The organism is Phyllobacterium ifriqiyense, assembly GCF_030817885.1.
In the GTDB taxonomy this organism is placed as follows: domain Bacteria; phylum Pseudomonadota; class Alphaproteobacteria; order Rhizobiales; family Rhizobiaceae; genus Phyllobacterium; species Phyllobacterium ifriqiyense.
The window spans coordinates 590245-614961 of record NZ_JAUSZT010000002.1; the positions used below are offsets into that span (position 1 = coordinate 590245).

23 protein-coding genes are annotated in these 24717 nt (G+C 53.9%); 15 read left to right on the forward strand and 8 right to left on the reverse strand.

The window, feature by feature from the left end; translation table 11 throughout:
* Positions 1 to 32 precede the first annotated feature (32 nt).
* Positions 33 to 221 (reverse strand): hypothetical protein, encoded by a 189-nt coding sequence (locus QFZ34_RS04405; RefSeq protein ID WP_115055048.1) that lies wholly within the window; start codon positions 219 to 221, stop codon positions 33 to 35.
* Positions 221 to 913: a type III secretion protein gene (locus tag QFZ34_RS04410; protein ID WP_307277446.1), complete on the reverse strand. Its 693-nt coding sequence runs from the start codon at positions 911 to 913 to the stop codon at positions 221 to 223. The genes QFZ34_RS04405 and QFZ34_RS04410 overlap by 1 nt, the downstream gene beginning before the upstream one ends.
* 377 nt (positions 914 to 1290) lie before the next feature.
* Between QFZ34_RS04410 and QFZ34_RS04415 the strand changes: the two genes are divergently transcribed.
* The 12 genes from QFZ34_RS04415 (at position 1291) to QFZ34_RS04470 (ending at position 14347) form a co-directional block, all read left to right on the forward strand.
* The gene (locus QFZ34_RS04415) at positions 1291 to 1452 is read left to right on the forward strand and encodes a hypothetical protein (protein ID WP_307277448.1); all 162 of its coding nucleotides are present in this window, start codon (positions 1291 to 1293) and stop codon (positions 1450 to 1452) included.
* Between the two features lie 136 nt (positions 1453 to 1588).
* Positions 1589 to 2500, forward strand: coding sequence for a SctD/MshK family protein (locus QFZ34_RS04420; protein WP_307277450.1), 912 nt, complete (start codon positions 1589 to 1591; stop codon positions 2498 to 2500).
* 123 nt (positions 2501 to 2623) lie between these two features.
* Complete coding sequence (locus tag QFZ34_RS04425) at positions 2624 to 3016, forward strand: hypothetical protein (protein WP_307277453.1); 393 nt, start codon at positions 2624 to 2626, stop codon at positions 3014 to 3016.
* A complete protein-coding gene (locus QFZ34_RS04430) occupies positions 3013 to 3348 on the forward strand; it encodes a type III secretion protein (protein WP_115055052.1) in 336 nt (111 codons plus the stop codon). Before QFZ34_RS04425 ends, QFZ34_RS04430 begins: the two co-directional genes overlap by 4 nt.
* Complete coding sequence (gene sctV / locus QFZ34_RS04435) at positions 3345 to 5480, forward strand: type III secretion system export apparatus subunit SctV (RefSeq protein ID WP_307277458.1); 2136 nt, start codon at positions 3345 to 3347, stop codon at positions 5478 to 5480. Before QFZ34_RS04430 ends, sctV begins: the two co-directional genes overlap by 4 nt.
* A gap of 115 nt (positions 5481 to 5595) precedes the next feature.
* Positions 5596 to 6882, forward strand: a complete 1287-nt coding sequence (locus tag QFZ34_RS04440) for a type II and III secretion system protein family protein (protein WP_307277461.1) — start codon at positions 5596 to 5598, stop codon at positions 6880 to 6882.
* Positions 6872 to 7315, forward strand: coding sequence for a hypothetical protein (locus QFZ34_RS04445; RefSeq protein ID WP_307277464.1), 444 nt, complete (start codon positions 6872 to 6874; stop codon positions 7313 to 7315). The genes QFZ34_RS04440 and QFZ34_RS04445 overlap by 11 nt, the downstream gene beginning before the upstream one ends.
* A 40-nt stretch (positions 7316 to 7355) precedes the next feature.
* Positions 7356 to 8168: a tetratricopeptide repeat protein gene (locus QFZ34_RS04450; protein WP_115055056.1), complete on the forward strand. Its 813-nt coding sequence runs from the start codon at positions 7356 to 7358 to the stop codon at positions 8166 to 8168.
* 15 nt (positions 8169 to 8183) lie between these two features.
* Positions 8184 to 9224, forward strand: coding sequence for an EscU/YscU/HrcU family type III secretion system export apparatus switch protein (locus QFZ34_RS04455; RefSeq protein WP_307277472.1), 1041 nt, complete (start codon positions 8184 to 8186; stop codon positions 9222 to 9224).
* A 59-nt stretch (positions 9225 to 9283) separates the two neighbouring features.
* The gene (locus QFZ34_RS04460) at positions 9284 to 9952 is read left to right on the forward strand and encodes a L,D-transpeptidase (RefSeq protein WP_115055125.1); all 669 of its coding nucleotides are present in this window, start codon (positions 9284 to 9286) and stop codon (positions 9950 to 9952) included.
* A gap of 12 nt (positions 9953 to 9964) precedes the next feature.
* Positions 9965 to 10768 (forward strand): hypothetical protein, encoded by an 804-nt coding sequence (locus QFZ34_RS04465; protein WP_115055058.1) that lies wholly within the window; start codon positions 9965 to 9967, stop codon positions 10766 to 10768.
* A gap of 63 nt (positions 10769 to 10831) precedes the next feature.
* Positions 10832 to 14347, forward strand: coding sequence for a hypothetical protein (locus QFZ34_RS04470; protein ID WP_307277479.1), 3516 nt, complete (start codon positions 10832 to 10834; stop codon positions 14345 to 14347).
* A gap of 34 nt (positions 14348 to 14381) precedes the next feature.
* Here the strand turns inward: QFZ34_RS04470 and QFZ34_RS04475 are convergent, their stop codons facing one another.
* Genes QFZ34_RS04475 through QFZ34_RS04490 form a run of 4 tightly spaced genes read right to left on the reverse strand, consistent with a single transcriptional unit; the run spans position 14382 to position 20251 of the window.
* Complete coding sequence (locus QFZ34_RS04475) at positions 14382 to 15389, reverse strand: FkbM family methyltransferase (protein ID WP_115055060.1); 1008 nt, start codon at positions 15387 to 15389, stop codon at positions 14382 to 14384.
* A gap of 11 nt (positions 15390 to 15400) precedes the next feature.
* Positions 15401 to 16705, reverse strand: coding sequence for a glycosyltransferase family 4 protein (locus QFZ34_RS04480; RefSeq protein ID WP_307277483.1), 1305 nt, complete (start codon positions 16703 to 16705; stop codon positions 15401 to 15403).
* On the reverse strand, positions 16702 to 18816 hold the full coding sequence (locus QFZ34_RS04485) for a capsule polysaccharide biogenesis protein (protein WP_307277486.1): 2115 nt from the start codon (positions 18814 to 18816) through the stop codon (positions 16702 to 16704). The genes QFZ34_RS04480 and QFZ34_RS04485 overlap by 4 nt, the downstream gene beginning before the upstream one ends.
* A gap of 4 nt (positions 18817 to 18820) precedes the next feature.
* Complete coding sequence (locus tag QFZ34_RS04490) at positions 18821 to 20251, reverse strand: capsular biosynthesis protein (protein WP_307277489.1); 1431 nt, start codon at positions 20249 to 20251, stop codon at positions 18821 to 18823.
* Positions 20252 to 20601: 350 nt separating this feature from the next.
* Here QFZ34_RS04490 and QFZ34_RS04495 point away from each other — a divergent pair, with 350 nt between their 5' ends.
* A complete protein-coding gene (locus QFZ34_RS04495; protein WP_115055063.1) occupies positions 20602 to 21801 on the forward strand; it encodes a KpsE/RkpR family capsule polysaccharide export protein in 1200 nt (399 codons plus the stop codon).
* Positions 21798 to 22532, forward strand: a complete 735-nt coding sequence (locus tag QFZ34_RS04500; protein WP_307277491.1) for an ABC transporter ATP-binding protein — start codon at positions 21798 to 21800, stop codon at positions 22530 to 22532. The genes QFZ34_RS04495 and QFZ34_RS04500 overlap by 4 nt, the downstream gene beginning before the upstream one ends.
* Before the next feature lie 44 nt (positions 22533 to 22576).
* Here the strand turns inward: QFZ34_RS04500 and QFZ34_RS04505 are convergent, their stop codons facing one another.
* Positions 22577 to 23266 carry an ABC transporter permease gene (locus QFZ34_RS04505; protein WP_307277493.1) on the reverse strand — a complete coding sequence of 230 codons (690 nt, stop codon included), beginning with the start codon at positions 23264 to 23266 and terminating at the stop codon, positions 22577 to 22579.
* On the reverse strand, positions 23238 to 23387 hold the full coding sequence (locus QFZ34_RS04510; protein ID WP_307277495.1) for a hypothetical protein: 150 nt from the start codon (positions 23385 to 23387) through the stop codon (positions 23238 to 23240). The genes QFZ34_RS04505 and QFZ34_RS04510 overlap by 29 nt, the downstream gene beginning before the upstream one ends.
* A 244-nt stretch (positions 23388 to 23631) precedes the next feature.
* Here QFZ34_RS04510 and QFZ34_RS04515 point away from each other — a divergent pair, with 244 nt between their 5' ends.
* Positions 23632 to 24711 (forward strand): KpsE/RkpR family capsule polysaccharide export protein, encoded by a 1080-nt coding sequence (locus tag QFZ34_RS04515; RefSeq protein ID WP_307277498.1) that lies wholly within the window; start codon positions 23632 to 23634, stop codon positions 24709 to 24711.
* Positions 24712 to 24717: the final 6 nt, after the last annotated feature.

The following is a 24717-nucleotide window of genomic DNA, read 5'->3' on the forward strand; positions in this document are numbered from 1 at the left end:
CTCCATCTGATCCGGACTTTCAGCGATAGGGCTCATTCGTCCTCGGACATGGCTTCGTTCAACATTTCATTGGCGATTTTCATCATTTCCTGGCCGATCAGCGAGGTGCCGCCACTCATCACAGCTTGATTCAGCGCTTCTTCAAATTGCTGCTGTTGTTCCGAAGGTGTCGGCTGATTGGCTGGCTGCTGCGTAACATTGGAAATCTGTGGGGTAGCCATTACTGCTCTCCTGTCTGCTGTTCGGCACCCGCTGATATTTGTCGGCGCGCGCTGTTCTGTCCTGTATTTCGCGGTTCGGATTGGGCAACTTCTTCTACGACTTCGTTTTTCTGTCCGCCGCGGAACACGCGTACGCGAGGATCGTCCGCTGTGGCTTGGGGTGGTGGCTGAACTGTCGAAACGACCTGCTGAACCATGGCGATAAAAGCGGGAGGGCCGGAAACGCGCAGCGCCGGGGCGTTCGGGGTGGACTTGATGGAGAAGCGATCATCCATGAGATCAAGACGCTGAACCTCATCAACAACCATCCCGCCATTTGCCCGGCCAAGGTCGATAATCTGGGTGGCGAATTCTTCGTTGGAATTCATGTGAAGTATTGATCCGTCATAGTACCAGATCAATCCGTTTGCTTCGGCCAGGCGTGTCAGGAAAGCGCCGGCTGTATCGGCGCGCACTTCACCTCGCACCTGACCGCGTATCTTGTCCGAAAGCGCAACGGGAACACCGAGGTTGCGGCCAAATTCTTTCAGCGCGTCGCGAATATCCTGATTGATCAGCACATAGGAATATCGCTTGCCGAACCATTCGGATGCCGCTGCAAATGCCAAACCGCAGGACGTAAAAACGAGGCCTGCTGTGGCTATCGACACAACGAGCCTTCGCATATGCCCAACGGTCATCGGAAAAGTCATGCGAAAGCACCCTCTAATGCGAAGTGTCACATTTACCTCTATAACAGCAATGAATCAGATGCAACGCAACTATAAACTAAATGTAGTTTGACCCTACTGACATTTTTTGTCAGTAGTAACACCATGTATTGCAAATAGTTCAAATTTTGAATTAGTTTTGATCTTGCGGTGCAAAAAATTGTACTGATACGATTCCGAGATCAACTATCGTTACGTTTTGTAATATGAACTGAACTTTGTTAAATTGCCTTCTCTATTTTTTCATACTATCACCGATTACTAGCCAGTTCGCTTAATCTTCTGCCCCGGCTGGCGCCGAGACAGTATAATTCGGTTTGGATTTCTATAGATGAGTGTCAATCTCAAGGAGAAATAGCATGGCTGTTCAAGGTGTTGGTGGAGCGACGGGCTCGGATGCTTCAATCGGAAAGATGGAAGCAGCTTTTGACAAGGCGATCGAAAAGTCCGCAAAAATCACCGAAATCACGACTGAAAAGAAGGTCGCACTTGATGCTGCCAAGCAGCGTCCAAACAACTGATTTTTAAAATTTGCGCAGGTGGCAAATGTGTCATCTGCGCAAATTTCCATTGCCGGTCGGGCGCCTTTTGCCAGTTTGAGCCCGATGTAAAGACGCATGCGAATACTTCAAATACTTTACAAACGAGGCAAACGTCATGGGCTCCATTGTTCGATTTCAAGAACCAAAACCAGCATTGTTACTCCGGGTAACGGCGGGTGTTCATGATGGCGTACTGCTCCCGCTGGAAGGCAATGCCTATCGCCTGGGATCAGCGGCAGATTGTGACCTGACGCTTAGCGACCGCGATGTCGGTGCTCATCACATGACGCTCCAGCTTCAAGGTTCGAATGTACTGATCGAGGCCATTGACGGCGATGTCGTCATTGATGATGACACGCTTGTGCCAGCTGGCCATGGCGTGCGTTCTCCCTTGCCTTTCGAATTTCAGATCGGTGGCGCAACGATCGAACTGTCCTCACCCGTGCCTGAAGGCGATTCATTGCGGAAAATGCCAAGAGCCAGTTGGATCGCCATTGGCGGCGGCGCGCTGACGCTTTTGACAATTGCTGCCGTCCAGGCAGGGGTCGGTGATTTCCTTGGTTCGAATAATGCTGCTGTTGCCCATCTTTCGGCCAAACATGGTCAAGTTATCGAGAGCGTTCATGCTCCTGCTGCTGATGAGCCGGTGGCGGCGTCGCTCAAGACCAGACTTGCAGAAAATGGCCTCTCCGGTCTCAAGGTTGATGCGGACGGGACGCGTTTGACAGTGTCGGGCGAGTTGACCGCAGACGAGAACAAGGCCTGGGCCAATATCCAGAACTGGTTCGATCGCACCTACGGCGGAACCTATGTGCTGACCAGCATGGTCGGGGCTATGGCGCCCAAAGTGCAACCCAAATTCAATTTGCAGGCTGTGTGGTTCGGGGATGCGCCTTACGCCATCAGTTCAGATGGAACGCGGCTCTATAAGGGAGCTGCGCTCGAAGATGGCTGGATCATCAAGGACATTCGTGACGGACGCCTGACCGCGGCCCGTCAGGGCGAAGAGTTTGTCCTGACGTTCTAGAGTTCTGCCTTAATGCGCATAACCCCAGGAATTGTAAATGATTTTTGGAAGGACTTATGCGCCGGATAAATAATTGCTGCGTCTTTTGTATGTGGAGACAAAACGCAGTGATGGGGGATGCGAATGGCACTTGACGTTCGTCGGCAGGAAGATCGGATTCGGGCGCAGCTCGGGTCAGTTTCCGCACGTCCCGATGCCACGAGGGTCGAGCAGGCACAATCCAAAGCATTCGACGCATCCCTGGCTCGCTCCGAGCAGGCAGCGCGGCGCGCCAAAGAACCATTCATCGGCCAGATAGGACGGCTGCGAAAGCCGAAACTGGCAAATCCCGGCGTGTTCGATCTGGCGCGATCGCAGGAGATTCTGGACTATCTCATCAATGATCTGCTGCCGGAGCTGGATATTGACGAGGAAATCGCTGCCATCACCGCATCAATGCTGACGGAAGAGATAGAGAGCAGGCGTGAATTGCAGGAACGGCTCAGTCTTGCGCAAAATCAGGCATTGGGCCAGTGACTCAGCAGCGCCGGGACAGTGTCGAATTTCTTCATGGGCTCGGTTATCTCTATTGCAGGGCGGGGCAGCCCGAACGCGGATTGGTGTTTCTGCTGCTGGCCGCAAAGATTGCCCCGCATGAAACGTCAATCCTCAAATCCCTGGCGGCGGTCTTTGTCGAAACCGAATCCGCCACGCGCGCGCTGACTGCCATTGATCGAATCGAAGATATTGAAGGGACAGTTGCCCCTAGTCTTTCCCTTCTCAAAAGCAGGGCGCAATGGCTTCGCGGCGAACATGACCGGGCCCGCGAGACGTTTCAGGATTATGTAGAACGAAGGCGGTCGGCATGAATATTCTCGCCTCGCTCAATCGCTTTGCGCGGGTGGCCTCCAAGCGCTCGGACATTGTCATTGCGGCTTTCATGCTGATTGCCATCATCATGATGATCATTCCGCTGCCGACATTTCTTGTCGACATGTTGATTGGTATGAACATCGCTTTCAGCCTGCTTATCTTTGTTGTGGCCTTCTATATCTCGAAGCCCGTGCAGTTTTCGGCTTTGCCGTCAATTATCCTGCTCGGCACGCTTTTTCGTCTTTCGCTTTCGATTACCACGACGCGTTTGATTCTGCTTCAGGCCGATGCCGGCCAGATCGTTGCCGCCTTTGGTGATTTCGTTGTGGGCGGCGAGGTCGTGATCGGTCTTGTAGTCTTCCTGATCATCACCATTGCCCAGTTCGTCGTGATTACAAAAGGCGCCGAGCGCGTGGCCGAAGTCGGTGCGCGCTTTGCTCTTGATGCCATGCCCGGCAAACAGATGAGCATTGATAGCGAGGCGCGCAGCGGCGATATAGATCAGGCCGAGGCAAAGCGCAGGCGTCAGGGTCTCGAGCGCGAGAGCCAGTTCTATGGCTCCATGGACGGCGCCATGAAATTCGTCAAAGGCGACGCAGTTGCCGGGTTGATCATCATTGCGATCAATCTCATCGGCGGCCTTGCCATCGGTACATTGCAACATGGCCTGCCGTTCGGCGAGGCAGCGCATACCTATTCGCTGCTGACTGTCGGCGATGGTTTGATTTCGCAAATACCGGCGCTGATGATGGCGGTCGCCGCAGGCATGGTGGTGACCCGAGTAACCTCTGACCGGGACGAGGATCTGGGCAGCGAGATCATTGGCCAGCTGGGTGCAAACCATCGTGCTCTTGCCCTGGCGTCGGTTATTCTTTTCGGCTTTGGCGTCGTTCCGGGGTTCCCGACCTTCGTGTTCTGGACACTCTCGGCACTGGCAGGCGGACTTGCCTATGTCGTGCACAAGAGGGCTGGCGGCCAAGATAGCGATGACGACAATGCCGGCAATGTCGTTCAGATCGGCAATATAACCAAGCCGCCACTGACACTGGCAGACGGGCAAACAGGACTTCTGCCCGGTTCGCAGCGCCTGGTCCTTTGCCTTGGTTCGCATCTGGCGGAGACTGCGGCGCTTCCGGTATTGCAAGAGAACATTGAACAGGTCCGCGCCAACGTCCTTACCGATATCGGTGTGCGTGTTCCGCAGATCGGCATTCGCACCGATCCGACGCTGGAACCTGACCAGTTCCGCATCGATCTTGAAGGTGTTCCGGTGACGGACGGAATAATCTTTATCGATCAGATTCTGGTGACGGATGAAACAGTTCATCTCGAACTCATGTCCATCCCCTATCAGGTGCGCCCCGTTCTTATTGGACGGAACGATTCCGTATGGGTTATGCAAAACCACAGGCAGACATTGGAAGATGCCGGCATAACATTCCATGAGCCCGCTGCGGTTTTGATGGAGGTTCTGACCCGCTCTGTGCGCCGTTATGCATCCGACTTCATTGATGTGCAGGAGGTTCGTTTTCTCCTGTCGCAGGTTGAGGAGGATTACGGCGATCTGGTCAAGGAAGCCGTAGGCGTTTCATCTCTGCAGAAAATCTCCGAGGTTCTTCGCAGGCTGGTTGAAGAGGATATCCCGATCACCAATCTGCGTGTTATTCTGCAGGCCATCGTCGAATGGGGACCGCAGATCCAAAGCCCCTATGTGCTGGCCGAGTATGCGCGTATCGGATTGGCAAGGCAGATTTGCCACCGGCATTCGGAAATGAACCGGATCGTTTCTGCCTATCTGCTGACGCGGGAAACCGAAGATGCAGTCCGTGCCAGCGTGAATCAGGGGCCGGGCAACCCTTCGATCAATATTCCCGAAGATATATCCCGTCCCATCATCGAGCAGCTGAAAAGCCGGTTCAATGGCAGGGATACGGATATCGTCAGAACAGTGCTGACAACAATGGATATTCGCCGTCCTATCAGAAATCTCCTGATACGAAACGATATCAATCTGCCGGTTCTTTCCTACCAGGAAATCTCGCCGGAATTCAGTGTGCAGTCTCTTGGCTATATCTCGCTACCGGCCTCCGGCCAGATGCGGCAGATCGGGGCAGGGGCAAATGAGTAAGCGTTCAGTCAGTTTCCGTAACCAGCAACATCAGAATGTGGTGGACAATTACCCTATGCTCATACTGAATTCCTTTAAAAGGATCCGGCCGGCACGTTTGCCGGCGCCCATATTTATGCTCGCTGTGCTCTTTTCGTTTCTTGCCTGTCTGCATCCAGCTTCCGCTCAGGTCAAAGTGGATGCCACTGCGGGACAGGTGCTCAAGCTCAGCATGGGACAGGGACAGATATTGCGTTTCGACCAGCCGGTTGAATCGGTCTTTCTGGCCGATACGACCATTGCCGATGTTCGGGTCGTCTCGCCTGGAGCGGTCTATATTTATGGAACGAAAATCGGCAACACCAATCTGATCGCGCTCAGCCCCGATCAGGGCACGCGCGGGACTGTCCAGATACGTGTTGTCGGCAATCCAAAAGAAGCGCAGCAGTCGGCCAAGGTGCTGCAACCGACCTCCACGGTGGATATTACCCTGTTCGGTGAGCAATATGTCGGCAAAGGCCAGACGAACAATGTGGGCGAGGCGCTGGACACGGACAATGTGCTTCAAAGCTATTCCAAACCTGACAAGCCCGCGCTCAACAATACAACAATTTCGGGTCCAAATCAGGTCAATATCCGCGTGCGGTTTGCCGAAGTGGCACGCAATGAGCTTGCGCGCTATGGTGTCGATTGGAGTGCGGTCGTCAATAGCGGCTCGTTCTCCTTTGGTCTTGTCAGAAGCGGTAATGTTGCCAGCCGGGATGGTGCAACTGCAATTGGTGTGAATAGCCGCAACGTCAATGTCGGCGTGCTTCTGGATGCATTGAAGGACAATGGCGTCCTGACGATCCTTGCAGAACCCAATATCACCGCCGTCACGGGACAAACGGCAAGCTTTCTTGCCGGTGGTGAAATCCCGGTTCCGATTCCGGTAGGAAACGACCAGATCGGCATCGAGTACAAGCAGTTCGGCGTGTCCTTGCAATTCACACCGACACTTCTGCCAAATGATCGCATTGCCTTGCAGGTGAGGCCGGAAGTCAGCAGCGTTTCGCAGGATAGCGTGGTGTCCATCGGCGGACTGGTTGTGCCATCCCTGCGCATCAGGCGTGCCGATACCACCGTGGAAGTCGGAAGCGGCCAGACATTTGCCATTGCCGGTCTGTTCCAGCGCCAGGAAACGCAATCGATCAACAAGACACCGGTCGTCGGTGATGTGCCGATCCTCGGAGAATTGTTCAAGTCGAAGCGTTTCCAGCGCAACGAGACGGAGCTGGTCATTTTGATCACGCCCTATCTCGTCGAGCCTACATCCTCCCGCAATCTAAAAACGCCGCTGGACAGCCCGTCGGGTGCAATCTCGTCGCCGCGCAAAAAGTCCAGGAAGGTCGTCAATCAGGGGTATGGTTTCTATGTTGAATAATCGACCAATGTCCCCCAATTGCTTTGGCCTCAAACTGTTGCTTCTGACCGGTGTGGTGGTTCTTTCCGGCTGCATGGGTACCAAGATCCAGCCCTATTCGCCAAACTACAGCTATATCGACGCTGGCGGGACATCGCGGCCGGGTGTGGTTAGAAAAGGGTATGACAGTGAACGGGCCGCCATGCTCGTTCCCGATGCCTGTATCACGCCCGATACGGGTGAATACCCGATGTATCTGCCGTCGGGCTGCGCAAACAATCTCAATTTGCAGCACATGGCGGCCAAGAAGCAGGACTTGATGCGTGGCCGGGAGATGGGGCCAGCCATGGCTGCGCCTGTCGCCCGCGCCGCACAGAATTACATTGAAGGAACCGACCCTGAAACCAGACGCCGCCGCCTTTCGGCGGATGAGGCAAACCGGTCAACCCAATGAGGATTATCGGCATGATCAAATTATATCGGGGAGCATCAATATGATCATGAAACATCTTGTTGGCGGTATCTTGCCCGTCCTGACCTTGGGGCTGGCAGTAACGGGCTGCATGTCCGGCACAGCGGAGCAAACAGCAGCCAAGAAGCCTGTCAGCGAGCAATCCAGATTGATGAAGATTGCCAGGGATATTGATGCAAAGGGCGAGAGCGGCACAGCTTTGGCGCTATATGAACGCGCTGCCGAAATGTCCGAAAATGATTCGACCGTCCATGTCAGGCTTGGAAATGCCAGGATGAAAGACGGTGATCCGGACGGGGCGGAACAGGCCTACCGTTCTGCATTGCAGATCAATCCGCAAGACGCCAATGCCATGCTTGGGCTTGGAACAGTGCAGTTGCAGCGCGGCGATGCGAGCGCTGCCGCCCGAATTCTGGCGTCGGCTGCGCCAGCGGTAAACACCGTATCGGCCTATAACAAACTGGGAACCGCCATGGTTCTGAGCGGCGATGGCGCGGGAGCGGAAGGAGCCTTCGCCAAGGCGCTGGCGCTGCAACCGGGAAATCTTGATACCAAAACCAATCTGGCATTGGCGCAGGCCCTGTCGAACAAACTGCCCGACGCATCGACAAGCATGAACAGTGTCGTGACATCGCCACTCGCCGAGAAGCGTCATTTCATCAATTACATGATCATTCTCAGCATGTCGGGAGATTCGGCCGGAGCACGTGCAATCGACGTGCCTGACATGGCGGTGAACCAGAAGAATCAGATTTTGGCGAAAGCTGCAAAATTACGCTCGATTCAGGATCCGGCGAAGCGGGCACAGGCCATTGGCCTGCTCGCTTCGGCGTAATCAAGGACGAAAGATGTGAGCCAGACCAGCGAAGAAAAAACACTTCCAGCGTCAGACAAGAAGATCGAGGACGCCCGCAAGAAGGGTCAGGTGCTGCATAGCCCTGACATGGTTTCCGGCGTGATCATTCTCTCCTGCACCATGTTCCTCATCTACATCGCTCCGGTTCTGCGTGTGAAAGTTGGTGCTCTGCTTGAGGAAGCTTCGCATATTTACGACCGTCCTTTTGCCGAAGTCTGGTACCGGTTGATCACAATTTCGGTCCAGAGCCTGCTCACGGCCACCATACCCATACTCCTTATCACCATCTTCGCAATTCTGATTACCAACGTCGCGGTGACGCGCGGCTTTGTCTTTTCCGCCAAGCCCATTGAGCCCGACTTTGACCGTATTAATCCGGCGACGGGGTTGAAGCGTATATTCTCGCTCAAAAGCGTCGTTGAGTTCTGCAAGGCCCTGTTCAAGATCATTGCCGTGACAACCGCTTTTGTCTTCGTCTTTCAGGCCGGGCTGAAGGCCCTGTTCGAGTCGCCATCCTGTGGCGGGCTGTGCATGCAGGCGACATTCTTTGCCATGTTGAAGCCATTGGCTGCGATAGCCGTCGGCGCATTCCTGATCCTCGGTTTTTGCGACATTTTCCTGCAACGCTGGCTGTTCCTGCGCGAAATGCGAATGACGAAGACGGAGAGCAAGCGCGAGCACAAGGATATGGAGGGTGACCCGCTGATCAAGCAGGAACGCAATCGCCAGCGCCAGGCCATGACCGGTGGCAAGACCGGGCTGAAAAGTGCAGTTCTGATCATTGGCGACCCAGCCGATACAATTGTCGGAATCCGCTACGTGCGCGGTGAAACGCCGGTTCCCATCGTCGTTTGCCGCTCGTCCGGTGCCGGTGCCATGCAGATGAGCCGGCAGGCTGGCGATCTCGGGATTCCCGTATCGTTGGATGGCGACCTTGCCCGTCAGATCGCCAAGACTGCCAGCATAGGCAATCCGGTTCCCGAACGCGCCTTCCAGCCCGTCGCAAATGCTCTTGTCGCAGCGGGGTTGATTTGAATGTTTCAGGATTTTGCACGGCCAAAGCACGCAATGCTCTCAATGGAGGTATATTTTTCATGATGACCCTGAAGTCCGGCTTCGGAGCATTGACGATTATTCTGGCTTGTCTTGGCAGCGTCGGCGCGGGTGAGAAAGTGCTCCCGACCGAGCCATCACCGCCCATCCTCGACCAAAAGAACCACAAGGTCTGGATTCAGCAAGGCTATCTCGATTTCCTGATGGAGCCGGAAAGCTATCCGCCTCGCCATGCGCGTCATGGCGCTGTGGCAGTGGACAGGCTCCAGCCTGCCGCCCCGCGCAGCGTCGTGAGCTACGAGACCCATGAAAAGCCGGGCACGATCATTATAGAGACGGAAAACCGCTCGCTTTATCTCGTGCAGGGCAATGGCCGTGCACTGCGTTACCCTGTTGGTGTCGGCCGGGAAGGCTATGGCTGGCGTGGGACCGAGCGTGTGTCGAGCAAGAAGGAGTGGCCGGATTGGCGGCCTCCCTCCGACATGCTTGCCCGGCGGCCTGACCTGCCACAACGCATGGCTGGCGGACCGGAAAATCCGCTTGGTGCACGCGCGCTTTATCTGGGAGACACACTTTACAGGATTCACGGCTCGAACGAGCCTGAAAGCGTGGGGCAATCATCCTCATCAGGATGTTTTCGCATGACGAACGAAGACGTCGTCGATCTCTATCGCCGCGTAAAAATCGGAACAAAAGTAGTTGTTTTGTAAGGAGGCAATACAATGGCATTTGTCGTGAAATTTGATGGAAAAAGCTTCAGCCTGAAGAGTGCAGATGGCGCTCAGACTTACAATGTCAGCCCGGCACAATCGCAATCCTGGCAAGCGGCGCTGGAAAAGCAGGCCAAGATGCAGGGCTTTAAAAGTACAACCGAGTTGCTCGACACCTTTGTGGTGACGGTGCCAAACGCCGGTGACTCCCAGTATAAGATCGCCGATCAGTTTGGTATAGGGCCCGAAGGGGCGCAGGCGATGGTGGAGGGCAATGTGCAATTTGCCGATCCTGATCTGATCCATACCTATCATGAGGGCGATCTCAATCCTGATTTTGTTACGGTTCCCGTACAGCCCGAGGCGGATAAGCCCATTTCGAATAAAAACCCGGATGGACCAGTTCCCTCATCAGACGAGCCAACGGGGCAAACGGATGGTGTCAAGAAGCAGAGTGCGATCGATACGCTGAAGAATCCCAGCGCTACCTCAGAACAGCGCAAGACTGCCATTGCGACCTATCTCGATGGGCATAGTGGCAGCGTAGAGGACCGTACCAAGGCGGCGATTGAGCTGCTTGATCCCAATCAGGATTATGGCGAAGAAAAAGTGAGGACGGCCAAACGTCAGGAGATACTGGATGTTCTCGTGGAGCCATCCAAGGACAATGACGCCAAGAAAAACGTCTTTGACAGCCTGCTGGAACACAATTGGGTTTCGAAGAGATTTGACGACAAGAGCATGGACAAGCTGATCGGCGAGCACGCCAAGAACAAATACAATATCGATTGTGATCCGGTGAAGTGGAATCGCTGAGGTCTGGCCCTGGCTTTTCTTTGAAACAACGGACTGCGATGTCCGATTTCGGAAGGAAATAAGATGTCTTTTGGTGCAAATAATATCTTTCAGCGCTGGCGGGCCCAGCCTGCGAATGTAGACAATAAATTCGATACTGCCCTCACGCAAAGTGCCAAGGCAGCACCGCCACCGGCGACCCCGCCAAAACCGCCTGTGGCACCGCACGGATGGAATGAAGGCCCTGCCGGTATTTCACAGCACCGCACGGAACCCGGTCTTTGGCCTTTCCGCATCTATGACAAGGCGGGAATAGACCCGACGGATAATAAGGCATTGCACGATCAGCTCGTTGCCACGCCGCAACTGGATCCCAAAGCCTTTGGCAATAGGCCAGCTGCGCCAGCGGATGCCGACAAGGCTTTGGAGAACTGCGATACGATCAATGTTCTCAGCCCTGAGCGACTTGCATTGCTTGAAGAACAGCGCACCGCATTGGCGACGGTAAGTGATAGCTCAAAGACCCAAGTTGAAAGAGACGGGGCAAAAGACGATCTGATTGTCGCCATCGGCAATGAGATTGAATTGGCCACGGTAGGACAGGGCGTGCCGAAGCTTGGCACTGACAAGAATGGCGACAAGAAAGTCGACGTCAATGAAGCAAGCGATGTTACAAAGCCCATCCTTGAACGCGCGCCAAATGATCCTGTGTTTGTTGATGCCTTCAATCAGGCGAAAGAACTGAAAGAATCCGCGTGGAAGGCCGATGGCCGCACGGACGATCAGATTGGTGTGATTGCCAAGGCAGGCGACGCCAAGGATTATGACAAGGTAACCAGCGAAACCAAGACGCAATTGGTTGACCTCGCACTCGCAGCGGGCCCCACCGAGGCCCAGCAGATAACAGCGTTGAGCAACCGCGCCGATATTTACATGAACTTCAGTGCAGGCGATCCTGAAAAATATCAGGCAGCGCTTCAAACCGGTGCTGAACAGGCGATCAAGGAAATTCGCGTTGATCGTAAGGTTGGGGAACTGACCAACGCCTTTGGCAAGGGCGATCTTGGTGGTGCTCAGGCATTCATGGCCAAACTGCGTGAGCAAACCGGTACGAAGGACACGCTTCCGGGAAGCGGTTCGCTTCTGGCTTCGGATCCCCGGGTCATGTCAATGCTCGATAAGTCAATTGATGCGATCGCCGGTGCCGGCCCGCGTGATGGTGACATGAAAGCGAAAACCCAGGCAGTTGTCGATCTGGCCGAGGCCAGCCAGAACATTCTTTACAATGATGGCGACAAACCCGGCAAGGGCAAGGACTTCGTTGATCATGTTGCGAAATATGTGATCGACAAGATGCGCACGGAGTTACCGGGCGATCATCTGAATGTCTTCAGCCAGAATAAATTCTTCAGCATTGCCAGCCGCGAGGATTTGCAGGGGCGTGGCACATCCCTGCTTTCGGCGACTTCGGCCTATACCGCAGTTGAAGCTGACAAGCAGAAGGATAAGACTATATCACTCGAAGACTATGATAATAGTTTTCAGGGGATCAATTCCAATGCGCAATGGGCGACCCGTCGCAGCATCGAAAACTTCGGCTCGGCGGCCAAATCGCTCAATGAGGAAATAAACACCAAGTACAACGAGCTTTATCACGGGCTCTCAGGCTGGGGTTCCAATGTCAAAGCCGATAACGGGATTCCTCCGGAAGCCCAGCTTGCCGAGGATATGAAGGCAATCGACAATATGTCGCCGGAGAACAAGAAGAAGTCCGAGGAGCTGGTTGATCTGGGTGAAACCAAACAGAAGCAATGGGAGATTCAGGACAGTATCGAGCTTGGTGTCAAATTGTACAGTAATGACAACAAGAAGGTCGATGGACAGGATACAGAAGCGCCCATCCCGATGTTGTTCGGTACCGGCATCATGATGACCAAATCCAAGTCGACCAAGGAAGCACTGGCGGACCTGCCGGAGCGTCCGAAGGAAATGACCACCACCGAACAAAAAACCCCAGGCACCGTCTGGGTGCAGCGTGCGACCCGTGCTTTGGCGACAGAAGCCATCACCCAAACTCTTAAAGGCCGAGTCGGAGATATCACTGCTGCAATGGGAGAGAATCGTTTCCAGGAGATATTGAAAGGAAACACCCTGCCCACAATGGCCGAAGCGCAGGCAATTCTCAAAGCTGACAAGCTGAGGCCTGCCGATGCTGCCTTCTTGAAGGATGTTAAATCAATCCTGGGCGAGTCGAAAGTCCATGATATCGTGTCCGGAAAAGTCGTTCCCACTGATGAGGAGCGCAGGCAAATTGCGAGCGTACAGCGCCTTGATCACGGATTTGGCAGAGTTACACGCTTCTCCTCCGGGTTAAGTGCAGGCCTGTTTGGCAAGAACATAGACGGCCTGACGGGTACTCCAGACGATTTGGTGTACTACGTGCCGCATACGATAATGATGTTGACCGCGGCACAGACGGCTTTGAATCCCAATGCCAAGTCAATCTTGTCGACTCCGTCTGCTACCGGAAATCCGCCTGACGTGGCCGAGATCAATGGGCATGTTAACAACGATCCGACGCTTGATTCAAAACAAAAGGAGAGGTGGAACAAGACCTCTCATATGCTCACGAGGGCGGGTGGCGTCGATACTCTTTATGTCGCCGCCGACATGACAAACATGATTTTGAATACAGTGGGGACTGACTCCGTCAAGCAGGATACAGTCAAGGCCTGGGGCTATGGCATTGCTACGGTTAGCGATGCGATGTTTGCGGTTGCCGCCTCAACGGGGAAGGTAACCACAGGTGCCGCAGAGGCTGCTTTGGTCAAAGAAAGCGGAGCGGCTAGATTAATGACGCGCCTTGGATTTCTCAGGGTCACAGGTGTTGCAGCAGTACTGCAAGTCGCCGGTGCCGGTATCGTTGGCGGGCGAGGCGCTTATAACGCTGCTCATACCTATGACAAGGCGGATGCTGATGCCATCCAGGTTCTGTATGGAGTCAATGATCGCAAGACTGCGGAAATGCTCGCCGAACATAATGATCTTCTGGATGAGGGTCTTATGGGCATACTCCAGACCGTGCTTCCGGGCGATAAGTATCTGATGGGCGGCGATGAAGGCACACGCAGTGCAAATAATGTTCTGACCGGCACCTATGCCGATCTTGATTACAATCGGGCGCGGCTCGGCAAGCTGTTCAACAGTTGGACACCGGAAGAGGCCAGGGAAGTGTCCGAGACAATTCGCAACATGACAACCAATGACGACCACAAGTTGAAGGATACGCAGGACGATCTTCAATATCTGCAATTGCCTTTCGATCCGGCCAAGGCAGATTTGGCTAAGTATCCGAATATCAAATATGACGCTCAGGAAAAACGGTACGAAGACTCGCAGACTTCCATGTATTGGGACGGAAACAAATGGTGGGCTCCTCCCAAGAAGGTCGATCCCAACGCTCCAATGACGTACCACATATTATGGTACGATCCTGCGGCGGGCCATACAATGCGTAATGATGGCTTCGCCCGTGAGGTTAAACCCGACAGCACAGAAGGGCTCAAGGCCTGGTTGAAAAACAAAGGCTATCTTGATTGACCACAAAAGGCCGGCGCTGAGCGCCGGCTTTTTTCTAGAGTGAGAGGCCGAGCGTGCTCAATCTTTTCTGCACGTCTTTCTTGCGATCCGGATGAACCGCCAGAATATTGGCAACCCTGCCTGATGGAAACGCAGCATCGACTTCCGCGGCGTTTTTAAGAGGTGCGATTGAATCGATATCGACCTCCCATACCCCATATCCCCAGCTTGTCAGAATGTCGCAAATTTTACCCGGCGTCACGCGGGACAGGTTCCACAGCACATCCCGGTTTATCTCGACGAGCATGGTTGGATGCGATGATTGGATCGTATGGGCAGCGCCCATGAAGAACATGCCTTCGGCGCCCTCAATATCCACTTTGATCGTATCCGGCCTGATGCGTTTGGCGATGGCATCGAGCGTTTCGACCCTTACACTGCGATCTGAATGGCGGTTTTGCGAACCAGCAACGAGACTGGTCGCACCGGCATTGACGGTTTCGTCCGCTCTGTTGAGTTCCATCGTGCCTGGAACATCTGCAAGAGCGATCTGATGAACCGTGATTGTTTTTGAAAGCTTGTTTTCTTTGATCGACTTGCTGAAAAGCGTCCATAAATGGGGGAGAGGCTCGAAGGCCACCACCTTGCCTGAAAAACCGGGCTTTGTGGCAACTGAAAGCGAATAATAGCCCACATTGCCGCCGACATCGAAGAAGGTCCCATTGTCCGGTGTGATCGCCTTGATAATATCAATGTCGAACTTCTCATAGCCGCCGCTAAAAATGCCGAAGGTCATGTGATATTGGCGCAGGTCGAGATAGATTTTGAACCCGTCCTTGGTTTCGTACATGACTTCAATGCTCTTGGGCACGAAATTATTGAACAGCAGTTCGGCGTGCCTCTGGTGAAATTCGACCGAACTCATGAACCTTCTTCGATGCTCCGTCAGGGGCAATTCTGAAATGCTGAACAGGTTCTCGGAAATGATACGGGTTTCTTCAACGTTCACATCACGCCCGAGGATGTACTTATACGAATTGAGAATGTCGTTATAGCTCGTCATTACGCTTTCACTCATTTCCCGGAATGGTTGGCACTGGTTTGTCTGTCTGCATTGCTTTTTTGACGTGCTGCCGCGTCCAGCAACTCGTCGAGTTGATCAAAGTGCTTTTCCCACTTTTGCAGTGTCAGGGGCGCGCGACGGCGATGCTCCGCGGCGTGGGTTTCGATTGCTTCGCGCCATCCGAGACCATCGAGCGGATCAAGAAAGATTGCATGCTCTCCGGCTATTTCCTTATGCGAGGGAATATTGGAAGCAATAATGGTCGTGCCGGTTGCCATGGCCTCGGCCAAGGGCATGCCATAGCCTTCTGCAAATGAGGGGGCGAGCAGGGCGGTCGCGCCTGCCATGAGATCGGCGAGGGCTGCATCTCCAAGATCTGGAGCTTCGATGACAATATCGCGCAATTGAGGGCAACGTTCGAGGGTGGCAAAGACCTGCGCGTTCTCCCAGCCGCGCTTTCCGGCGATGACGAGGCGCGGTGTATCCTTACCGTGCTCGTCAACCAATGCGCGCCAAAGTTGCAGGATCATCGCATGGTTTTTGCGCGGCTCAATGGTTCCGACCATCAAGAAATAGGGTCGCTTTGAACGGCGCGCGGCTCTGCTGGCAACGTTGAAACTATGTTCGACGCCGGGCGGGAGAACGGCAATTGGGGGAACCGCACGGCCTTGCTCTTCGGCAAAGGTTTCAAATGAACGAGCGGTGGTTTGCGAGTTGCAAAGAACCAGCCCGGCATGTTTCAGCACCGTTTCCATGCGTTGTAGGTGTCGCTGCGGCTCGTTCTTGCGGACAAACTCCGGATGGGTGAGCGGGATGAGGTCGTGAACGTAGAATATGCCGTTGCTGCGTTGAGCATCCAGCCAGGAAAAGGCGGCAGGACGATGCAGATTGGTGTGTGACACATGCACAAAGGGTGCGCTGGTGGCCAAGCGGCTCATTGGTAATATGGTGCGCAGCACCTTGCCGGCATTCATGCCCCATTGTTGAAGCTTGGATTTATTCTTCGTCGGCACGATGCTCTTTAACTGTGACCAGGAGAGACGGCCGTCTATTGCCGCATAGATCTGTTCCAGTTCTGTCGATTGCGATTGGGTCAAAGCAGCCGTTGACCATCTCTGTTCCAATTCACTGATCAATCCATTGGCGCGGCCACGGTTTATCTCGATTGGCTTTGTCCGTCCCATTTCAATGAAATAGGAGCTGCGCGCCTTTGCCCAATTGGCGTATTGAAGCTCGAAGCGATCAATCCCGGTGGGTGTCGAGAAATGCGACCTGTCAATCAGCCGGGAAATATCCATCGCAATTGCATTCATCATGACCATCCCATCATGCGCAGAGCCGTCTTCAATAAGGATGGCCCTGCCGGCGCCTCGCCATGCAGTTCTTCGATCACGTCTTCCACTTCGCAAAGAAGGTTTGTGCGGGCGGAAAAATAGAGCGGGTAAAGGATCAGCGCTCCGGCAACCAAAGCATCCAGTGTCAGATATTTGCGTGGGCGCAGCGGGGATACACAATCATGCGTCAGCCCCCAGCCTGCATAGAAGGGTAGGCCGTGACACCAGACCGGACGGCCCCGCATCAATGCTTCGAACCCGATCAGGGATGTCGCAACGTGGATCTCGTCACAGGCGCGCAGCAAGCTATCTACCGACACATTGCCGACGACCAGATCCGCAAACTGCGCAAGCTGGGCTGGGTCTGAAGCCATCCCGCGCTTTCCCGCGAGCATGTCGGGATGTTCCTTGAATATGATGAAGGCTTGCGGACGTTGCGCGCGGACAGCTTTCAGCAGATCCATGTTTGAAACGCTGTTGGTCAAGCCAAACCGTAGCGATGCATCGCCCGGCACCTGTCCTGCAACAAGGATGACAGGTTTTCCAGCTGCCAGATGACGGTAGTCTGGAGTGATCGCGCCCTGAAGATTATATTTGGTAATGTTGTGCTGGATTATGCTCTGGCGCAGGCGGGCAGCCCGGCTCAGCAAAGCAGGCGTGAAGTTGGTATTGAGCAGCAATCGTTCAAGATCGCTCTCGCGTGTCGCATCGAAATATATGCCATCCCGGTCGAGGCAAAGCGATGAAGCCGGAACCAGATGTGAGCCAAGCCCGACCGAGCGAATAAAACCATCTTCCATGCGCAGGGTGGGGACGGAACGGGCACTCCTGTTAGTGACGGCAGCCTCTTCCTGCCGACCCCAACGGACGAGATAATCTGCCTGTGCAAGCGCTTTGGCATCTGGCTTGGAATTGATGAACCGGACCGTCGACCATGGACCGGAAAGAAAGCGTTTGACGCTGCGGTGCTTGTGCTTGGAAAAGCCGACGCACAGATAATTACCGCGCCGCGCCAAGGCATGATGCCGCCAGGCAATGAGCCGTTCGATTGCCTTCTCGGCTGTGGTTGCTTTCCCGCTGACCGGGTCGACATAGCGGGAATAATGCAGCAATGCGGCTGCAACAAAACTATCCAGGTCCGGTCGGCTAGTCCGGCGCGAAAAGGCAGCGCGTGCAACCGGACCGTCAGCCCAGTCAGTGGTAAGCCCCCAGCCTGCATAAAACGGGACGCCAAATGTCTTGACGGGCACAGACCGGATCAAAGCATCGAAGCCGAACTGGCTTGAAACAGTCCACACCTCGTCCACGACATCAAGCAAGGCGTGGGGAGAAACATTATCGCTTATAACGTGAAGATTGGCCTCACCGGCAAGGTGTGTGAGATAGCCCCTGGCAAATCCTGCAACAATATCCGGGTGGCTTTTAACGAGAACAGTGGCGCCCGGCACAGCCTGTGCTTCCTGCAACATCTGGTGGAAACTGTGCTCATTGGCACCCGCACCGCTGACCGAATAGTCCCCCATGACCTGGTCGATCAAAAGAATCCTGCGGCCGGAGGTTGGCACGAGAGAAAATGGATAGTCCGGCAGATGGTTATATTTGGTCAGTCTGTGTTCAATGATTTGCTGCTGCAGGGCGCGGCTTCTGCAAAGATCCTGCTCGCCAAAGCCGCCTTGTACAAGAAGCTCCAACCGCGATGGTTTTGCTGCGTTGAAGTAAATGCCGGTGTCGTCGGCAACGATTGCAACCCCCGGCGCGCCAGCCTTGCCAAGTCCAACAGACCGCAGGAAACCGTCTTCCAATGCCCAGTAGGGTAGCCCGCGCAACTTTGCCAACCGGCGGGCCATGCGTGCCAGCGGTTTTTCGCCCCAGCCGACAATGCCGTCTGCCGGTCTGGCCGCCAATTCGGCACTGCATATGCGCGATGTATTCAAGGCAACCCCGATCAAAGGAAACCGCAGGCGCGTTGGCGTGAAAGCCAATAGCCGCGCATTCTTCTCTGGCAGCCAGTTCGGCGCTGCTTCACGCACTCGAAAATCATCCAGAACCACCGGGGCAGAATGTGCAATGGGAGGTGGCGGGATTACGCTCATGGCATCAATTCACCGCATCTGCTGAAACAGAAGCACCGACGGTTGCTGCTTCTGTTGTCGCGGTGGTTCTGTCTTGTGCGGAAGGCATTGTCACCAAAGACGAAGCTTCATCAATCGGGACAATCTTCAGCTCCAGCTGAATTCGTTTCACGACTCTTTTGGCAGTCGCCTCGAGCAGATTTCGAAGATAGAAACTGCCATTGACGAGGCTTTCGTCGTGCATTCTTGCGTTGAATGCATTTACCGCCGTTTTGTCCGGTGCCTCCGGCGAGGCCCAGAATGCATCCATATTGCTGGCAACAGCACCCTTTTGAGGGTCGTGTGCAAACGACAATCCCTGACCGCTATACAAGGCATCCCCCAATGCCAATAGCGGTTTGCCGTGGTTTAGCGCCAGCAGGCCCGATGTGCTGTTGACTGTCACCAGCCCAAGCGAATGGCGGATCAGCAGACCGATTGAGCCGTCATCAACAATGTGAACCCGGTCTTCGCAGCCGGCAATGCGGGCCAATGCCATGGCAAAGGGACGGTAGCTCTTGTGGCCGCGGTCCATTGGATGAATCTTGATGACAAGGTGATGATTGCTCGCCGCATGCCGTTCGAATGAGCGCAGGCTTTCGGTGATCAACCTCTCCATCGTCCACCCACGACCGTGGCGAAGCAATTGCTGGTCATCATGGACCTGAAGCGCGACGACAAAATACTGACCCTCGAGATTCTCGATCAGATTGAGCATCAGTTCATTATTTGCCGGATAATAGCGAAGCTTCCGGTAGAAGTTGCGCGTCCATAGAATGGATTCGGAAATGATGCCGCGGCTGCGATGGTGCGCATTGCCGCGAAAGAACACGGTCCCCGCCGTTTTTGCCAGATAATAACGGATGGCAAGGAAGGTCATGGCGCGGAAGAGATTGCCTTTTACCTGTTCCGGAGGCAAAGCGGGGCCACGGGCAACAAGACGCGGCGTGTGTGTGCGCAAGGGAGACATGGCATTATTGCCACCCCATTCGAGCGTAATGAAGTTTGGCCGAACATAGCCCTCTTCGAATGAAGCGACAGGAATACCGGCCTGCTGCGCCACTCGAATGGCCTGGCGGTGATAGGGCCGGCTGTCGCCGAAAAGAACGATGGTCTCCGGTTTGCGGCCGCGGATAAAATCGCTCAGCCAATCGCTCCATGCCTCTGTCGTTCCGGAAAAATGCAACGTTTTCGATCCGCGAAAATAGGACCAGTCTCCGCCGTTGAAATTGACTTTGAGAACGTCATAGCCCTCGGCTTCGAGTTCTGTGGAAAGAACACGGAAAAACGGACCGACAGGACCTTGCAGGAGAAGAATGAGAGGTTTTTGTGTGGGCTGCGTATGGCCTGTACGCTCCGGAAATGAAACGATCAGGCCCAATTGGTCGGATTCATGGCGTCCGATTTTATGCCCCACAGGTCTTCAAGCCCCTTTACAACGCTTACTCTGGGTCAAAACTCTACTCAGAGCATAAAATTGATGCTTTTCAGAGAGTTATTTCATCCGCAACCATTGGGCGCCATACTAATTACGCCAGAACAAGTAAAAAAACGCCAATTACCCACTAAATTTATCTATTATGGTTTCTATTCTAAAATCTATTTACTTAGTTGCGTTTATATAAATGTTTACAGTGGTTTATAATTGCGACTAATGTTTTTTCATTATATGCTTCACTTTAATTAGTGCCGATAACGCACGTTTTTAGTGCACATATTGGAGCGTAATTTGGCTTGGATATCCTCTAGACACCGGTTCTACGCAGCATGACGCGCGTTAGTACAAATGATGAGTTTACCGACTATCTGACGTTGGTGGATATTCATGCCGGAGATGTTCCTCCCGAAACGAAATCTGTCACTGATCGGGCGCTTTCCTGGATTCGTAACCACATTCTCGTCTTGATCATGGTTGCATTGCCGACCAGCCTGGCCACCATTTATTATATTGCAATCGCATCGGACCAGTATGTTTCCGAAACGCGGTTCGTCGTGCGCAGTCCCAACAGAAACGCCGCCGGGCTGCTCAGCGGTTTCCTTCAAAGCACAGGCTTTGTCCGGGCTCAGGACGACAGCTATGTCGTCATGGAATTTATCGAATCGCGCGCAGCCTCCGGCGATCTGGCGGAACACAGCAATTTGCGCGAAGTATTGTCCCGTCCGGAGGCAGACTTTCTTGCCCGCTTCCCCTCACTCTGGAGCAAGCCCACCGAAGAGGCGCTGTTTGAGCACTATCTTGATTTTGTGACAATCGAGACCGATTCCGGTGGCGGGGTTACAACATTGCGGGTGCGTGCGTTCCGTCCGGAAGATGCGCAAATGCTGGCGCAAGCACTTTTGGATCGCGCTGAAATGCTTATTAATCGGCTTAATGATCGCGCGCGTCAGGATGCGGTTCGCTTTGCGCGTATTGAGGTTACAGACAGCGAAAAACGGCTCGGTGACCTGCAGAAATCCCTGACGGATTTCCGCAACAAGGTTGCGATGATTGATCCGAGCAAGCAATCCACCGCCATGTTTGAGATGATTGCAAAATTGTCGGATGACGTTGCGCAAAGCAAGGCACAGCTCGCTTCCCTGATGCAACAGACACCGCAAAGCCCTCAGATACAGGCGATGCGCAGCTCCATTGATGCCAAGGAACAACAGATTATCGAAGAGCGTGCCAGGATCGTTGGCGATGACGCTTCCATGGCGCCGCTGATTGCCGAGTACGAGCAATTGCTGCTGCAGCGCGAGCTTGGCATGCGGATGCTGGAATCGTCGGCGACATCGCTTGAGAATGCCAAACTGGAGGCGCAGAGGCAGCAGCTTTATCTCGAGCGCATCGTTAGTCCCAATCGCCCCGATTACGCCATGTACCCAAAGCGTATTAAATCCATTCTGATGGTATTGGCCCTGTGCTTTGCCGCGTTCTGGATTGTTCGCTTTTTCCGCAACCAGATTTACGATCATTCAGAGACATGAATACAGAAGGCACAATCACGTTCCATGGTGGCAAGGACGGTCTCCCGCCCTCATTGGCCGCTAGCCGACCCGCCAAGACCGGTGCTGTTTCTGTTCGCAATATCATCAAGGAATATCCCATGAATGGGGGCACACGCCGTGTGCTTGATGACATAAGTTTTGAGGTGAAGGCCGGCGAGAAAATTGCTGTTCTTGGTCACAATGGTGCGGGTAAATCAACGCTTGTCAGGCTTATTGCGGGGATGGAGCCGCCGACCTCGGGTGAGATTACCAGAACCATGTCGCTATCCTGGCCCATTGCATTGAGCGGCGGGTTTGGCGGATCGATGACCGGCATAGACTGCATGCGGTTTCTGTCGCGCGTTTATAACAGGCCTGTCGACGAAATCCGCGATTGTGTGGAGACGTTCAGTGACCTTGGCAAATATCTGCGCATGCCGATCAAAACCTATTCCTCGGGCATGCGTGCGCGACTGGCGTTCGGGCTTTCCCTTGCGATTGATTTCGATTGCTATCTGATCGATGAGGTCGTTGCGGTTGGCGATCAACGGTTCCAGCGTAAATCTTTTGAAGAACTGTTTGTGAAGCGACGCGATCGGGCAATGATCATTGTCGGTCACAGCCTGGATGTCATCGCCGAACATTGTTCATCAGCGCTTGTGCTCAAGAATGGGCGGGGCAAGGTGTTCAATGATGTAAAATTTGCCTTCGACATCTACGCGTCGCTGTAGGAGGGGGCATGCAAAGCAAAGCCCCAAAGCTTCATCAGGCACCACTACTCGAACTTGATGTGATCGCGCACCCGTTCGATCAGGTAAAAGCCTATGGCGGTGGTGATCAGGCAGCAGGAGAAAATATACGAGATGTCGTAATGGGCGACGATTGTATCGCCGAATGTTCCGGACCTAAACATTTCGAAGCAGTGTACGAGCGGCACATAAAGCGCCAGTTTCTGAATGTCGGAAGGCAGCCACGAAACCATGAAGAACATGCCCGAGATGGGCAAGGTCAGATATTGCAATGGCGCAATGAGTTTCTCGACAAATTCGAAGAACTCCGCCAGAGCCGCCAATATCATGCCGACCCCGAAGGCAAACCAGGCCATGAAGAACCAGCCCGCCATCACCAGTCCGAGATCGTGATAGGGCTCCATGAGACCAGCCAGGCGTGTCCCGGTGTAAACAATAATCAAAGCAAGTGTGGTGCCGCCAACCTCCAACAAGGCACGTGCCATCAGCGTATCCGCCATACGGATTTGGCGATGATACATCAGAGGCAGATTGTGCTTCAGGCAGGAAACCAGCTGGGACGAGACGTGGCGCCAAAGGGTCAGTGGCATATACCCGCTCAACACAAACGCAATAATGCCAAGGCCATGCGACTCGTGTTTCAACAAAGTCCACATAGCCATGACGCCAAGCGTCAGGATCATGGGTTCAAGAATGAGCCACAGAAAACCCGACATTCTCGCGACCATAGCGTGTGATCATCTCACGCATGACAAGCGCACCAAGGACGCGCAGCTGGGTACGTATGCCCGTAAGCATCGTCGTTTTCAATGTGGGTTTTGCCGGAGCAGCTTCCATTCTATCGCCTTGGTATTAACCAGAGGAGTTCGTTGACGAATATATACATACAGTAGTATTCTGCAATAGAAATAAGAATAAACTTTGCCTATGTTAAATAGATAAAGTTTAAATAGGTAATGATGCTCAGTATATTTACTGCGCTTCTGCATGTGCATAAAGGGGAATCGCCATTAATAGTCTTGCTCCAGGTCTGTTTACACCGGCACCCGCGCCTCGGCCCATATATGCACGCGCAAAATTTGTGCCGCGCCTGCTCGCTATCCTGTTCATTGGCCTGCCGACTTTGCTGGTGAGCCTCTATTATATTTTCATTGCATCACCCATGTTTGTGTCGGAGTCGGCCTTTGTCGTGCGAATGGCCACGCCGCCATCCTCATCAAACCTTGGCTCCATGTTGCAGAACAGCGGCATCACGAGATCGCAAGACGACACTTTTTCCGTTCAGGAATATATACGTTCCCGGGATGCTCTGACTGTTGTGCAGGATACTCTGCCCCTGCGAACCTATTTTGATAGCAGCCATGGAGATGTGCTGGCACGGTTTCCAGCTCCGTGGGAAAGCGGGCTTTTCGAGGAGTTGTTCCGCTATTACGGCAAGCGTGTCCAGATTGTGCATAATGACACGACAGGCATAACCCTCCTGCGGACCTCGGCATTCCTGCCGCAGGACGCTCTGGCCCTGAACAAGACACTTCTGGATATCGGCAATGCGCGTCTGATCAAGATGAATGAACGGGCGAGGGGGGATGCGGTACGTTTTGCTACTGCGGAAGTTGAAAGTGCGGAGCAACGGATGATCGAAGCGCAGAAGAACATAACGCTCTTTCGCAACAAGGAGCTTATGATCGATCCCAAGCTCAACTCCGTGTCCATGGTCGAACTCATGAGCCGGATCAGTTCGGAGCTGGCTGTTTCCCGCGCCAATCTTGCAGAAACCAGATCCACGGCTCCCGATTCAAGCTCGATCCCCTTTATGACGAGCCGCATTGATGCACTCGAAAAGCAGTTGGTCATGGAGCGGAGCAAAGTGGCGGGAGAGGACGGTTCGATTGCGCCGCGAATAGCAGATTATGAAGCCTTGATGCTGCAAAGGGAATTTTCCAACAAGGCGCTCCTGTCAGCATTGGATTCGCTGAAAACGGCGCGTGCCGATGCACGCCGGCAGCAGCTTTATCTGGAAGTGGTCGTCTCGCCCAATTTGCCAGACCAGGCCGAGCTTCCTCTGGCCTTGAAGAATATTGCGATCGTATTTCTGGTCACATCGATCGGATATCTGCTTGGCTGGCTACTGCTTACCGCGATCCGCGATCACGACAGTTGAGTTTAG

Excerpts from the sequence above, each read along its gene's own strand:
- QFZ34_RS04405 (WP_115055048.1), bottom strand. The coding sequence starts at position 221 with ATGGCTACCCCACAGATTTCCAATGTTACGCAGCAGCCAGCCAATCAG.
- QFZ34_RS04410 (WP_307277446.1), bottom strand. The coding sequence starts at position 913 with ATGACTTTTCCGATGACCGTTGGGCATATGCGAAGGCTCGTTGTGTCG.
- QFZ34_RS04415 (WP_307277448.1), top strand. The coding sequence starts at position 1,291 with ATGGCTGTTCAAGGTGTTGGTGGAGCGACGGGCTCGGATGCTTCAATC.
- QFZ34_RS04420 (WP_307277450.1), top strand. The coding sequence starts at position 1,589 with ATGGGCTCCATTGTTCGATTTCAAGAACCAAAACCAGCATTGTTACTC.
- QFZ34_RS04425 (WP_307277453.1), top strand. The coding sequence starts at position 2,624 with ATGGCACTTGACGTTCGTCGGCAGGAAGATCGGATTCGGGCGCAGCTC.
- sctV (WP_307277458.1), top strand. The coding sequence starts at position 3,345 with ATGAATATTCTCGCCTCGCTCAATCGCTTTGCGCGGGTGGCCTCCAAG.
- QFZ34_RS04440 (WP_307277461.1), top strand. The coding sequence starts at position 5,596 with ATGCTCGCTGTGCTCTTTTCGTTTCTTGCCTGTCTGCATCCAGCTTCC.
- QFZ34_RS04445 (WP_307277464.1), top strand. The coding sequence starts at position 6,872 with ATGTTGAATAATCGACCAATGTCCCCCAATTGCTTTGGCCTCAAACTG.
- QFZ34_RS04450 (WP_115055056.1), top strand. The coding sequence starts at position 7,356 with ATGATCATGAAACATCTTGTTGGCGGTATCTTGCCCGTCCTGACCTTG.
- QFZ34_RS04460 (WP_115055125.1), top strand. The coding sequence starts at position 9,284 with ATGATGACCCTGAAGTCCGGCTTCGGAGCATTGACGATTATTCTGGCT.
- QFZ34_RS04465 (WP_115055058.1), top strand. The coding sequence starts at position 9,965 with ATGGCATTTGTCGTGAAATTTGATGGAAAAAGCTTCAGCCTGAAGAGT.
- QFZ34_RS04470 (WP_307277479.1), top strand. The coding sequence starts at position 10,832 with ATGTCTTTTGGTGCAAATAATATCTTTCAGCGCTGGCGGGCCCAGCCT.
- QFZ34_RS04475 (WP_115055060.1), bottom strand. The coding sequence starts at position 15,389 with ATGACGAGCTATAACGACATTCTCAATTCGTATAAGTACATCCTCGGG.
- QFZ34_RS04480 (WP_307277483.1), bottom strand. The coding sequence starts at position 16,705 with ATGATGAATGCAATTGCGATGGATATTTCCCGGCTGATTGACAGGTCG.
- QFZ34_RS04485 (WP_307277486.1), bottom strand. The coding sequence starts at position 18,816 with ATGAGCGTAATCCCGCCACCTCCCATTGCACATTCTGCCCCGGTGGTT.
- QFZ34_RS04495 (WP_115055063.1), top strand. The coding sequence starts at position 20,602 with ATGACGCGCGTTAGTACAAATGATGAGTTTACCGACTATCTGACGTTG.
- QFZ34_RS04500 (WP_307277491.1), top strand. The coding sequence starts at position 21,798 with ATGAATACAGAAGGCACAATCACGTTCCATGGTGGCAAGGACGGTCTC.
- QFZ34_RS04505 (WP_307277493.1), bottom strand. The coding sequence starts at position 23,266 with ATGTCGGGTTTTCTGTGGCTCATTCTTGAACCCATGATCCTGACGCTT.
- QFZ34_RS04510 (WP_307277495.1), bottom strand. The coding sequence starts at position 23,387 with ATGGAAGCTGCTCCGGCAAAACCCACATTGAAAACGACGATGCTTACG.